This is a genomic window from Burkholderia sp. Se-20378 (assembly GCF_017104665.1).
Lineage (GTDB): Bacteria > Pseudomonadota > Gammaproteobacteria > Burkholderiales > Burkholderiaceae > Burkholderia > Burkholderia lata.
Map to the genome: position 1 here is coordinate 1 of NZ_JAAGPG010000288.1, position 10,560 is coordinate 10,560.

Genomic DNA, 10,560 nt, shown 5'->3' on the forward strand with positions numbered 1-10,560 from the left:
TCGCGAGGCACAGCCCGATCGCGAGCCCGATCTGCGGCAGGCTCGCATACAGCCCGCGCCGGTGCGGCGGCGCGTACTCGTACGCCATCAGCACCGCGCCGCCCCACTCGCCGCCGAGGCCGATGCCCTGCAGCACGCGCAGCGTCAGCAGCAGCACCGGCGCCCACATGCCGATCTGCGCGTAGGTCGGCAGGAATGCGACGCCGGCCGTCGACACGCCCATGATCAGCATCGTCAGGATCAGCGCGGACTTGCGCCCGACACGGTCGCCGAGATGGCCGAACAGCAAGCCGCCGAGCGGTCGCGTGACGAAGCCGACCGCGAACGTCGCATACGCGAGCATCGTCGACACGAACGCGTCGCCGGACGGAAAGTACTGCTTGTCGAACACGATGCCGGCGACCACGCCGTACAGGAAAAAGTCGTACCACTCGACGGTCGCGCCGATCACGCTGGCCGCGGCCACGCGTCGGACGACCCGGGAATCGATAGCCATGCGAGCTTCTCCAGGTAAGGATGCGCCGCAACCTGCCCCGGCGCCGTACCGGCGGGGGCATCGATGAACGCGCGGCGGCCGTCCGGGCGCAGGAGCACGGGCCACGCGGGTGGATGCGTGGCGACGCCCTATGCGAGCGCCTCGGCGGCCGGCGCGACGCTGCGGCCACGATCGGACGCGCGCGCGTCCTCGAGGATCATGTCGGACGCTTTCTCGGCGACCATCACGATCGGCACGTTGGTATTGCCCGATACGAGGGTCGGCATGATCGAGCAGTCGACCACGCGCAACCCGCGCGTGCCGTACACGCGCAGCCGCTCGTCGACGACCGCGAGCGGATCGCTCGCGACGCCCATTTTCGCGGTGCCGGACGGATGAAAGATCGTCTGCCCGTATTCCCGGCAGAACTCGAGCAGTTCGTCGTCCGTCTGCGCGTCCGCGCCCGGCCGCACCTCGCGCTTCATCAGCGACGCCATCGGCTCGGTGGCCGCGACACGTCGCGCGAAGCGTACGCCGGCCACCGTCGTGCGGCGGTCGCGCTCGGTGTCGAGATAGTTCGGCCGGATCGACGGCGCGTCGCGCGCATCGTCGGTGCGGATGCGCACGGTGCCGCGCGATTCGGGCCGCAGCTGGCAGATCGAATACGTGCAGCCGGGAAACGGATGCACGCTGCCGCCTGCCGAATCGGCCGACAGCGTCGAAAAATGGAACTGAATGTCGGGCGTCGCCGATTCGTCCGGCAACGCACGGCAGAACATCCCGCCCTGGTTGATGCCGATCGCGAGCGGGCCGCCGCGGAACAGCGCCCATTGCAGCCCCATCTTCGCGCGGCCGACCCATGAATGCAGTTCGTCATTGGTGGTGATCGGCTTCGTCACTTCGTAGATCAGACGAATCTGCAGATGGTCCTGCAGGTTCTCGCCGACGCCCGCGCGATCGGCGACGACCGGAATCCCGTGCCGGTCCAGCAGCGCGGCCGGCCCGACGCCCGACACCTGCAGCAGTTGCGGCGACTGCAGCGCGCCGGCCGCGAGAATCACCTCGCGCAGCGCACGCACCTCGTGAACCTTGCCATGCTGGACGTAGCGTACGCCAGACGCCTGCGCGCCGTCGAACAGCACCTTCAGCGCCTGCGCATCGGTTTCGACATGCAGGTTCGGCCGTCCGCGCGCGGGCTTCAGGTAGGCCACGGCCGTCGAGCAGCGCAGCCCGTTGCGCGTGGTGAGCTGGTAATAGCCGACGCCCTCCTGGTCACCCGTATTGAAATCGTCGACCGTGCGCACGCCGAGCTGGTTCGATGCGGCGACGAACGCATCGACGAGTTCGTGCCGCTGCCGGATCGCGGACGCCCACAGCGGGCCACCGGTACCGCGCGTCGGCCCTTCTCCGAGCGTGTTGTGTTCGAGCTTGCGGAAATACGGCAGGCAATCGCGCCAGCTCCAGCCGCGATTGCCGAGCGCGGCCCAGTGGTCGTAATCCTGCTGCTGCCCGCGCACGTAGATCAGCCCGTTGATCGAGCTGCAGCCGCCGAGCGTGCGGCCGCGCGGCCAGTACAGGCGGCGGTTGTGCATGTTCGGATCGGGATCGGTGTGGAAGCCCCAGTTGTACACGGGGTGGAACATCGTCTTGCCATAGCCGATCGGCACGTGGATCCACATGTATTTGTCGGCGGGGCCGGCTTCCAGCAGGCACACCGTGTGGCGGCCGCCGTCGGACAGCCGGTTGGCGAGGACGCAACCGGCCGATCCCGCGCCGACCACGACATAGTCGAAGCTGCGTGTCATTCCGTGTCTCCGTTCCGGGGTATTGGAAAAATCCGGTATGTTTTGTCCAAATTTATTGAGCACACGGAACGCATACAAGCCGATTTATTGTCCACGCCGCGAATGTGGTACAAAAACCGTTCAATTCGTTTCATTTCCATCGCACACACCATCCCGGGACGCACGCCGATCCCGACGGAGGAGACACATGCGCGAAACCGCCCCCGCGCCGCCCGATGGCGCGCCCGCCGACGACGCGCGCGTGCTGCGCGCCCTCGCGGTGCTCGAAGCGCTCGCGTCGGCCGGCCAGCCGTACACGCTGTCGCAGCTCGCCGCGCGGCTGCACATTCCAAAGGCGACGCTGCTGCGCCTGATCGAATCGCTCGAAACGCGCGGCTACGTGATCCACATGCCCGATTCGCGCGGCCACGACCGCGGCATCGCGCTCGGCCCGCGCGCCGCGCAGTTCGCGCTCGCGGCACTGTCGAACAACACGTTCACGCGCGGCTGCCGGTCGGTGCTGCGCTCGCTCGTCGACGTGCTCGGCGAAACCTGCAACCTCACCGCGCTCGACGGCGACACGGTGCTGTACGTCGAACGCGTCGAAACGACCGAGCCGTTGCGGCTCGAGATGCGGCCCGGCATGCGCGTGCCGCTGCATTGCACGGCGAGCGGCAAGCTGTTCCTGTCGCAGATGAATGCGCTGGAGCGCAACGCGATGCTCGCGCGGCTCACGCTGAAGAAGATGACCTACCGGACGCTGACCGATGCGCAGTTGCTCGCGGCCGAGCTCGACCGGCTCGCCGCGCGCGGCGTCGGGATCGACAACGAGGAATTCGTGCGCGGGATGGTGGCCGTCGCGGTGCCGGTGAAGGAGGCAGCCAGCGGCCGCGTGCTCGCGGCGCTCGCCGTGCATGCGCCGACCGCGCGCGCGACGCTCAACGATTTGCTGGAGAACGTGCCGAAGATGCGGGAAGCGGCGACGCGGTTGGCGCCGCTGCTGCATGCGGCGGATGGCGTGACGCAGGGTTGACGCAGCCGAGTGTGTTCATGCCGACGTTCGGTCACACGCTCAGGCGTTCACGCAGTCACCCGTTCACGCGAGGTGATAACGCAGCCAGAAAGTCTCGCGGCATGCGTTGTCGAACGTTATCCGCGTCGGGCCGATCGGTTGCGCATCCGGATGGCGGAGCACGTCGTAGTCGATCCAGCATTCCGCGCACAGCAGATCGGAAGGTGCGCGGTCCTGCTCGACCGAGCGGCGCACGATCGCGCCGTTGTCGAAGCGGTATTCGGTTTCGTCACGCGTGACCTCGACGTCGTCGTCGATCCAGCGGTCGTGCGACGTCGTGTGCGACACGATCGACACCGGGCCCGAGAGCCCGTGGATCGCGGCGACGTATGAAATGAGCTTGTCCATGGCGAGGCGGCAAGGAAACGAATGGCCGCATCGCGCAACGCATGCGGCGCGATGCAACCCGAGCGGCGAGTATAGCCGCGCCCCGAAGACCTTGCCGCCGGCGGGGTTTCGCGCGCCACGCGTCCAGCGCGAGCTACGCGAACGTCGCAACAAGCCCGTGCCCGGCCACGTGGGCGAATGCGTTCGCGAGATGCCGGTCAACCTATGCGAACAACGCGCGCACCGCGTCGACGTGGGGCGCGAGAAACACCGCGCTATCGGCCTTGCCGGTGAACACATCCGCCGCACCGTCCGCCATCACGAAACGCATGTCGTCGACACCCAGATAACCGAACAGCGTCCGCAGCCAGGGTTCGAGGAAGTTGCGTTGCGCCCGCTCCGCATCCGGCCCGTACCGCCATCCCGCCGCAATCACGAAGGTCGCGCGCCGCCCACCGAGCAACCCGCGCGGCCCGGACGGCGTCGTTTCAACGGTCTCCCCCTGCCTGACGATGTGGTCCAGCCAGAGCTTGAAGTTCGCGGACGGCCCCCAGTTGTGCATCGGCACGCCGATCACGTATTCGTCGGCATCGCGCAACTCGGTCGTGAACGTCGTCGACAAAGCCAGCATCTCGTTCTGCTGCGCGGTCCGCAGGTCCGGCGGCGTGAAGTTCGCCGCGATCCACGCCGCGTCGATCGGCGGCATCGCAATGCGACACAGATCACGCTCCACGACGCGCCCGTCGGGATGCGCATGCAGCCAGTTGCGCGCATACTCCTGCGTCAGTCGACGCGAAATGGACGCATCGCCCATCGGGCTCGAATCGATCTGCAATAACTTGAACATCGGAGTTCTCCGGTTGAAGGCGATCCGATGTTATTCAACCCAAAGGTTGATTGTCAACCTTGTGGTTGAATATAATTCCGTCATGAGTCTCTCCATGAATCCACACGATCGTTCGCCCGACAGGCTGGACGCCATCTTCAGCGCGCTTGCCGATCCGACCCGGCGGTCGATACTCGGGCGGCTGCGCGACGGCAGCCTGACCGTGGGCGAGCTGGCGGCACCTTACGACGTGAGCCTCAATGCGATCTCCAAGCACGTCAAGACGCTCGAGAAAGCGGGGCTGATCCGCCGCGAAATCCGGGGGCGCGAGCACACGTGCCAGCTCGACGCAGCGAATCTCGAGGAAGTACAGCGCTGGCTCGACCACTACACGGTGTTCTGGAGCGAGCGGCTTGACGCACTCGACCGGCATCTCGCCGCCAGGCGCAAGCAGAAGCCGCCCCGAGCATGAGCGCTCATGCGATCACGGTCCGCAAGCTGCTCCACGCGTCGCGCGACGAGGTGTTCGACGCGTGGCTCGACGCGGACGGGCTGTGCGCGTGGATGCTGCCCGGCACGATGAAGCATTGCGACGCGATGCTGGAACCGCGCGTCGGCGGACGCTTTCACATCTTCATGCGTTCGTCGCGCATCGAATACACGCACACCGGCGAATACCGGGTGCTGGACCGCCCGTCGAAGCTGGTATTCACGTGGCAGTCCTCGTACATGAACCAGCAGGAAACGCTCGTCACGGTCGATCTGTTCGACCGCGACGGCCTGTGCGAGCTCGTGCTGACGCATGAGCGCGTACCGTCCGAACTCGCGCCGAAAGGCGTATCGATCGGCTGGCGGCAGATGCTGGACAAGCTCGACGTGTCGCTGCGGGCCCGGGGCGACCGAACGATTGCGCGCCCCCGGGCCTGAACCGCGGCGCAGCCCCCTTCCCGCGCGCTACGCCTCCAGCGCGAGCAACGCGAACGTCGCGAGCCAGTGCTCGCCCATGTAGTCGCCGGCCACGTGCGCGAGTGCGCTCGCAAGATGCCGGTCGGCTGCCTCGAGCAGCTTCGCGCGGCGCGCATCGCCTTCCGGCAGCGCGCCGGCGAGCGCACGCTGGCACCACGCGCGGCTCAGGTTCAGCCCGTCGAGGTGCGCGATCTTGCCATCGCTGCGATCGCTGACCGTCGCCGGCTCGAACAGCGTCGCCGGCTCGCCGCGCGCGAGATCGGGCAGGAAACGCGCGAACCAGCCGTCGAATTCGGCGGCCGGCAGCACGCGCCGCATCAGCTCCGCCTCCATCAGCGCGGGCGACAGGAATTCGTCGCCCGACGGCTCCCACGCCTGGCACGCGACATCGTTCAGATGCCAGCGCTGCGCGGTATCGACGATCAGCGCCGCGAGCCCGTCGCGCTGCGTATCGCGTGCGAAATCGAGCGTCAGCGCCAGCGCGAACGCGGTGTTGAAGTGCGTGCCGACCCGCAGCGGATAGGTCGCTTTCGGCAGGAAGGTCTCGAAGCGCGACACGAACAGGTCGGTCAGCGGCGCCATCGTCTTCGCCCAGCGCGCGGCCTGCGGCATCGCCCCCTTCAGCGCGAGCCGTTCCAGCTGCGCCGACAGCGCGAGCAGCCACGCCCAGCCGTACGGACGCTCGAAACCGCTGTTGTGCGGCAGCGCGAGATACGCGCGCTCGCCGGCGACGTTCGCATCGGTGAAGTGCGCATCGACGATCGCGACGATGCGTTCGGCCTCCGGCAACGCCGGGTAGCGTTCGAGCACGCGCAGCACGAGCCAGTAGCCGTGCACGCACGAATGCCAGTCGTAGCTGCCGTAGAAGATCGGGTGAAGTGCGCGCGGCCCCTGCACGTCCTGCGGGCCGGCGAGCGAATGCGTGAGCTTGTTCGGATATTCGCGGGTCAGGTGCGCGAGCGCGAGCGACGCGAATTTCGAGGCGAGTTCGGGCGTGAGTCGGTCGGTCATGGGCATCTCGTCCATCGAGTCAGAAACGGAATACGAACGCATACATCAGCAGCGTGTTCACGGCGAGCAGCAGCACGGCTGTCGGCCACTGCGCCTTGATCACGCCATTCTTGTCCTTCAATTCGAGCAGCGCCGCGGGCACGATGTTGAAATTCGCGGCCATCGGCGTCATCAGCGTACCGCAGAAGCCGCTCAGCATCCCGATCGCGCCGACGATCGCCGGGTTGCCGTGGAACTGGTGGACGATCAGCGGCAGGCCGATGCCGGCCGTCATCACGGGGAACGCGGCGAAGCCGTTGCCCATGATCATCGTGAACAGCGCCATGCCGACCGTGTAGGCCGCGACCACCGCGAACGGCGAATCGATCGGCACCCACTCCTTCACGAGCCCCGACACCACGCCGCCGACGCCCGCGACCGCGAACAGCGCGCCGAGCGCCGCGAGCATCTGCGGCAGGATCGCGGCCCAGCCGACCGCGTCCATCGTGTGGCGTGCCTCCTTCACCGCATGCACGGGCGAATCGCGCAGCATCGCGAGCGCGACGGCGAACGCGACGAGCGTGCCGAGCACGAGCGAGATCAGCGTCACGCTTTTCTGGTCGACGAACGGCACGAGCTTCAGCGCGAACGTGCCGATCAGCGTGACGACCGGAATCAGCAGCGCGGGCAGGAACAGCTTGTTGCCGAAACGCTGCGCGAGTGTCTCGCGCCGCACGGCCGCGGCTTCCCCGGCTTCATCGGACTTGCCGCGCCCGAGCTTGCCCGAGCCGGCGATCACCGCGAGCGCGATCGCGAGACAGCCCGTCACGAAATGCGGCAGCAACTTGCCGAGCAGGAACGTGACCGCGTAGATCGCCCAGAACGCGAAATTGACGATGCGGCGCGGGTTCGTGCGGTCGGTCAGGTTGAAGAAGGCGAACGCGGCGAACATCAGCCCCGCGAGCGTGTACAGCGATTCGAGGCCGATCATCGCGCGCCCTCCTGCCCCACCAGGCCGAAGCCGCGCGTGAGCCGGCGGTCGAGCAGCGCGAGGCGCGTGCAGTGGATCAGGAGTGCGGCGATCGCCGTCGGGATCGCCCACACCGACAGGTGCAGCGGCTCGATGGAGATCCCGTTCTGCTCGAGAAAGCCCTTGATCAGCAGGATCGACTGGATCGCGATGAAGATGTCTTCACCGAAGAACACGGCGACGTTGTCGACGCTCGACGCATGCGCGCGGATCTGCTGGCGCACCGATTCGGGCAGCTCGCCATGCCGGTTGACGGCGGCGGCCTCGGCCATCGGCGCGATCAGCGGCCGCACCATCTGCGCATGGCCGCCGAGCGACGTGAGGCCGAGTGCGGCCGTCGCCTGGCGCAGCACGAAGTACAGCATCAGCACGCGGCCCGTGGTGGCCGCCTGCACGCGCGAGATCATCCGCTTCGCCTGCTCCTTGAGGCCGTTGCGCTCGAGCAGCGCGATCACCGGCAGCGTCAGCCAGATGAGCCCCATGTAGCGGTTTTCGGTGAACGCCTTGCCGAACGCGCTGATGATGTCGACGAGATTCAGCCCGCCCGCCAGCCCCGTCGCGAGCCCCGCGATCGTGACCACCAGCAGCGCATTGAAGCGCAGCGCAAAACCGATCACGACGATCGGCACCCCAATCAGCACCAGCATTGCTCCTCCTTGTATCGGACGCGCGGCGCCTTGGAATGCGCCGCCTGCCCGGTTTGGACCGGGCTCGGACGGCGCAATCTAACACGAGATTTTATCGATAAATAGTCGACAATTTGCTGCTTCGGGTAAACGTTGAAGCGTGCGAATACCGTGCCCGGGCCATGTGTCGGCGGTGTTTCATCCAAGGAATTGGGGGACGGTCGGCCGGTGCGAACGTGCCGGTTGCGGCATGCGCGCCCCTCGCTCCCGGGGTGGCGTGAGACAGGCCGCCGCGCGTGGCGAAGCCCCGGTGCGCCGACTAAACTGGAAAACATCGGCAACGGACGGGAGAGCCGCCATGATTGACGTATTCCAGACCATCGGCAGCCGCGCGTTCTCCGCTCATCTGGCGAAGGACGGAATGGTGACGCTGATGGAGCAACGCCATGAGGTCGATCGCGTGACGCTCGCGACCGCTTATGCCGCGCTCGTCGAGGAGTCCGAGCAGGAAACCGACCTGCTCGACGCGACGGTCGAAGGGATGATGCGCGCGCTGATCCAGGGGTACGCGCGCAGCCACTGACGGCGCGCCCGCCCCCCGTTGAAGCGGATGACGGGCCGGCGCGGGCGCTACGCGGCCGGTGTCCCGGCGCCCATGTCGAACCACCGGCCCGCGCGCAGTTGCCGGTAGTCGGCCTGCGTGAAGATCCTCAGCAGGTTCGCGACCGCGCCGTTGCTGGCGCGGTCGAGTTCCGTCATGAAGGCTTCGACGTCGTCGCGGCCGGCAAACAGGATCGTGCGAAAGTAGCGTTCGCGTTCCGCGTCGGACAGGTTCGTTGCGCTCAGCTGGTACGGATGGTGAAGCGCCGCGAACAGGAAGTAAAAGCGCTCGGCGTCGTCGCGCAGCACGCGCACCGCGTCCGGATCGACCGGAAAATCGCGGTAGAACGACGCGTGCCCGCTCTCGATATAGATCCGGTACAGCAAGCGGCCGTCGTGCTCGGTCACGATCGGCGCGTACGGGTCGCGGCTGACGAGTATCGTGTCGGGCGCGGTCATCGCGCGTGCCTCGCGGGCGGTTCCCCGCCGGTGCCGCGCCGCCGTGCCGACGGTGCCGCCTGATTGTCCTTCATGCTTCGTCTCTCCTGCATCGCTCGCTATTGCACGGTCAAATGCTCGCGCATCGTATCGAATTCCGGTTTGCTCGCGTCGAACCGGTCGACGGGCGCCGTATAGGACAGCCCGTACACGGTCGTCTCGCTCATCGTCGCGACGAGCGTCTGCCGGATCGCCGTCCCGTCCGCGCGCTGCATGTCGCAGGTCGTCGCAAGCCCCGGACGGCCGCCCAGCGACATCTGCCCGGCGGCCGTGCACTGCGCGGTCCAGCCGCGACTCCGGTAGCCTTCGACGATCGTGTGCTGCAGCGTGTCGAACTCGTGATCGAGGCGGGCCGCGCCGCGATCCGTCCGGACGATCCGCATCAGCGACATCACGGCGTCGGCCGTACCCGACGCGCCGCGTTTCACCGCGACGTCGTTTGAGCCGGGCAGCGTCTTGCCGGCGCGGGTGGCCGGCGCGGGACCTGGCGAAATTTCCCATCCCGACGGCCACGCAACGGTATCGGGCGCTCCGGCAAACGCCGTCGCCGCCCCGATGCACGACCATACGGAAATGACACGCACGGTCAGTCGAAAACGGGGCTTCTGGTTCATGTCGTTCGGCGGATTTCGCGCTGCGGAGGGCGGAAGGGTGCGATGGGCGCGTCATGATCGCATGGCGTACCGTCCGCCCGCCAGCGGCGACCGGCTTTCACGCGCCGTCCGGCGGCCGGCGGCGGCATCCGGACGCGTGTCGTCATAGAGGAAACGCACTGAAACGGCACAATGCGCAAATTTTTCGATTGCCGCCGCCCGCGCCGCATGACAGCATGCGGGCGTCGCCAACCGAAAAGAATGCCGTGCCGTCCGGCCGCCGATGCCGCCCGGCGGCGCCGTACAGGCAGCCCCTTCCATGAACCCGGCCCACCTCCAACATTACGAACCGACCGGAGAATTCCGCTTGTGAACATCGGCATCGTCAACGACCTCCCGCTTGCCGTCGAGGCGATGCGCCGCGCGATCGCGCGCCGGCCCGAGCACCGCGTGCTGTGGGTCGCGACCGACGGCGCGCAAGCCGTCGAGCTGTGCGCCGCGCAGCCGCCCGATGTCGTGCTGATGGACCTGATCATGCCGAAATTCGACGGGATCGAAGCAACGCGGCGGATCATGCGATCCGAACGACCGTGCGCGATCCTGATCGTGACGAGCTGCATCGGCGCGAATGCATGGCGCGTGTTCGAGGCGATGGGCGCCGGCGCGCTCGATGCGGTCGATACGCCGCGGCTCGGCGACGGCGCGGCCGGTGACACGACCCGCCTGCTGCTCGCGAAGATCGACCAGATCGGCCGCCTGCTCGACGCTCCCGG

14 protein-coding genes are annotated in these 10,560 nt (G+C 67.5%); 5 read left to right on the forward strand and 9 right to left on the reverse strand.

The window, feature by feature from the left end:
• Together G3N93_RS25255 and G3N93_RS25260 are read right to left on the reverse strand one after the other, a co-directional pair.
• A partial coding sequence (locus G3N93_RS25255; protein ID WP_206134188.1) for an MFS transporter occupies positions 1-496 on the reverse strand: 496 nt, incomplete at its 3' end.
• Positions 497-624: 128 nt separating this feature from the next.
• A complete protein-coding gene (locus G3N93_RS25260) occupies positions 625-2,280 on the reverse strand; it encodes a GMC family oxidoreductase (protein ID WP_206134189.1) in 1,656 nt (551 codons plus the stop codon).
• A gap of 187 nt (positions 2,281-2,467) precedes the next feature.
• Between G3N93_RS25260 and G3N93_RS25265 the strand changes: the two genes are divergently transcribed.
• Entirely contained in the window at positions 2,468-3,292 is an 825-nt protein-coding gene (locus G3N93_RS25265) for an IclR family transcriptional regulator (RefSeq protein ID WP_206134190.1), read from the forward strand.
• 63 nt (positions 3,293-3,355) lie between these two features.
• Here G3N93_RS25265 and G3N93_RS25270 read toward each other — a convergent pair whose 3' ends face one another.
• Both G3N93_RS25270 and G3N93_RS25275 read right to left on the reverse strand, forming a co-directional pair.
• Positions 3,356-3,679 carry a hypothetical protein gene (locus G3N93_RS25270; protein ID WP_206134191.1) on the reverse strand — a complete coding sequence of 108 codons (324 nt, stop codon included), beginning with the start codon at positions 3,677-3,679 and terminating at the stop codon, positions 3,356-3,358.
• Positions 3,680-3,881: 202 nt separating this feature from the next.
• Complete coding sequence (locus G3N93_RS25275; RefSeq protein ID WP_206134192.1) at positions 3,882-4,505, reverse strand: FMN-dependent NADH-azoreductase; 624 nt, start codon at positions 4,503-4,505, stop codon at positions 3,882-3,884.
• A gap of 94 nt (positions 4,506-4,599) precedes the next feature.
• On the opposite strand from G3N93_RS25275, the gene G3N93_RS25280 reads away from it, so the two are divergent.
• The gene (locus G3N93_RS25280) at positions 4,600-4,956 is read left to right on the forward strand and encodes a helix-turn-helix transcriptional regulator (RefSeq protein WP_174986636.1); all 357 of its coding nucleotides are present in this window, start codon (positions 4,600-4,602) and stop codon (positions 4,954-4,956) included.
• Positions 4,953-5,411, forward strand: coding sequence for an SRPBCC domain-containing protein (locus tag G3N93_RS25285; RefSeq protein WP_174936001.1), 459 nt, complete (start codon positions 4,953-4,955; stop codon positions 5,409-5,411). The genes G3N93_RS25280 and G3N93_RS25285 overlap by 4 nt, the downstream gene beginning before the upstream one ends.
• Positions 5,412-5,438: 27 nt before the next feature.
• Here G3N93_RS25285 and G3N93_RS25290 read toward each other — a convergent pair whose 3' ends face one another.
• The 3 genes from G3N93_RS25290 to G3N93_RS25300 are packed head-to-tail and all read right to left on the reverse strand — an operon-like array spanning position 5,439 to position 8,117.
• Positions 5,439-6,461, reverse strand: coding sequence for a DUF2891 domain-containing protein (locus G3N93_RS25290; RefSeq protein WP_206134193.1), 1,023 nt, complete (start codon positions 6,459-6,461; stop codon positions 5,439-5,441).
• Between the two features lie 19 nt (positions 6,462-6,480).
• Entirely contained in the window at positions 6,481-7,431 is a 951-nt protein-coding gene (locus G3N93_RS25295) for a DUF979 domain-containing protein (RefSeq protein WP_174936006.1), read from the reverse strand.
• Positions 7,428-8,117 carry a DUF969 domain-containing protein gene (locus G3N93_RS25300; RefSeq protein WP_206134194.1) on the reverse strand — a complete coding sequence of 230 codons (690 nt, stop codon included), beginning with the start codon at positions 8,115-8,117 and terminating at the stop codon, positions 7,428-7,430. The genes G3N93_RS25295 and G3N93_RS25300 overlap by 4 nt, the downstream gene beginning before the upstream one ends.
• 337 nt (positions 8,118-8,454) lie before the next feature.
• On the opposite strand from G3N93_RS25300, the gene G3N93_RS25305 reads away from it, so the two are divergent.
• On the forward strand, positions 8,455-8,679 hold the full coding sequence (locus G3N93_RS25305) for a hypothetical protein (protein WP_011355611.1): 225 nt from the start codon (positions 8,455-8,457) through the stop codon (positions 8,677-8,679).
• A gap of 47 nt (positions 8,680-8,726) precedes the next feature.
• On the opposite strand, the gene G3N93_RS25310 is transcribed toward G3N93_RS25305, so the two are convergent.
• Both G3N93_RS25310 and G3N93_RS25315 read right to left on the reverse strand, forming a co-directional pair.
• A complete protein-coding gene (locus tag G3N93_RS25310; RefSeq protein WP_174936010.1) occupies positions 8,727-9,155 on the reverse strand; it encodes a hypothetical protein in 429 nt (142 codons plus the stop codon).
• A 98-nt stretch (positions 9,156-9,253) separates the two neighbouring features.
• The gene (locus tag G3N93_RS25315; RefSeq protein ID WP_206134195.1) at positions 9,254-9,808 is read right to left on the reverse strand and encodes a DUF4946 domain-containing protein; all 555 of its coding nucleotides are present in this window, start codon (positions 9,806-9,808) and stop codon (positions 9,254-9,256) included.
• A gap of 348 nt (positions 9,809-10,156) precedes the next feature.
• Between G3N93_RS25315 and G3N93_RS25320 the strand changes: the two genes are divergently transcribed.
• Positions 10,157-10,560, forward strand: a 404-nt coding sequence (locus G3N93_RS25320) for a response regulator (protein WP_206134196.1), incomplete at its 3' end; no start/stop codon positions are given.

What these genes read in the sequence shown, in the direction of transcription:
- G3N93_RS25260 (WP_206134189.1), bottom strand. Translation starts at nt 2,280, where the DNA reads ATGACACGCAGCTTCGACTATGTCGTGGTCGGCGCGGGATCGGCCGGT.
- G3N93_RS25265 (WP_206134190.1), top strand. Translation starts at nt 2,468, where the DNA reads ATGCGCGAAACCGCCCCCGCGCCGCCCGATGGCGCGCCCGCCGACGAC.
- G3N93_RS25270 (WP_206134191.1), bottom strand. Translation starts at nt 3,679, where the DNA reads ATGGACAAGCTCATTTCATACGTCGCCGCGATCCACGGGCTCTCGGGC.
- G3N93_RS25275 (WP_206134192.1), bottom strand. Translation starts at nt 4,505, where the DNA reads ATGTTCAAGTTATTGCAGATCGATTCGAGCCCGATGGGCGATGCGTCC.
- G3N93_RS25280 (WP_174986636.1), top strand. Translation starts at nt 4,600, where the DNA reads ATGAATCCACACGATCGTTCGCCCGACAGGCTGGACGCCATCTTCAGC.
- G3N93_RS25285 (WP_174936001.1), top strand. Translation starts at nt 4,953, where the DNA reads ATGAGCGCTCATGCGATCACGGTCCGCAAGCTGCTCCACGCGTCGCGC.
- G3N93_RS25290 (WP_206134193.1), bottom strand. Translation starts at nt 6,461, where the DNA reads ATGACCGACCGACTCACGCCCGAACTCGCCTCGAAATTCGCGTCGCTC.
- G3N93_RS25295 (WP_174936006.1), bottom strand. Translation starts at nt 7,431, where the DNA reads ATGATCGGCCTCGAATCGCTGTACACGCTCGCGGGGCTGATGTTCGCC.
- G3N93_RS25300 (WP_206134194.1), bottom strand. Translation starts at nt 8,117, where the DNA reads ATGCTGGTGCTGATTGGGGTGCCGATCGTCGTGATCGGTTTTGCGCTG.
- G3N93_RS25305 (WP_011355611.1), top strand. Translation starts at nt 8,455, where the DNA reads ATGATTGACGTATTCCAGACCATCGGCAGCCGCGCGTTCTCCGCTCAT.
- G3N93_RS25310 (WP_174936010.1), bottom strand. Translation starts at nt 9,155, where the DNA reads ATGACCGCGCCCGACACGATACTCGTCAGCCGCGACCCGTACGCGCCG.
- G3N93_RS25315 (WP_206134195.1), bottom strand. Translation starts at nt 9,808, where the DNA reads ATGAACCAGAAGCCCCGTTTTCGACTGACCGTGCGTGTCATTTCCGTA.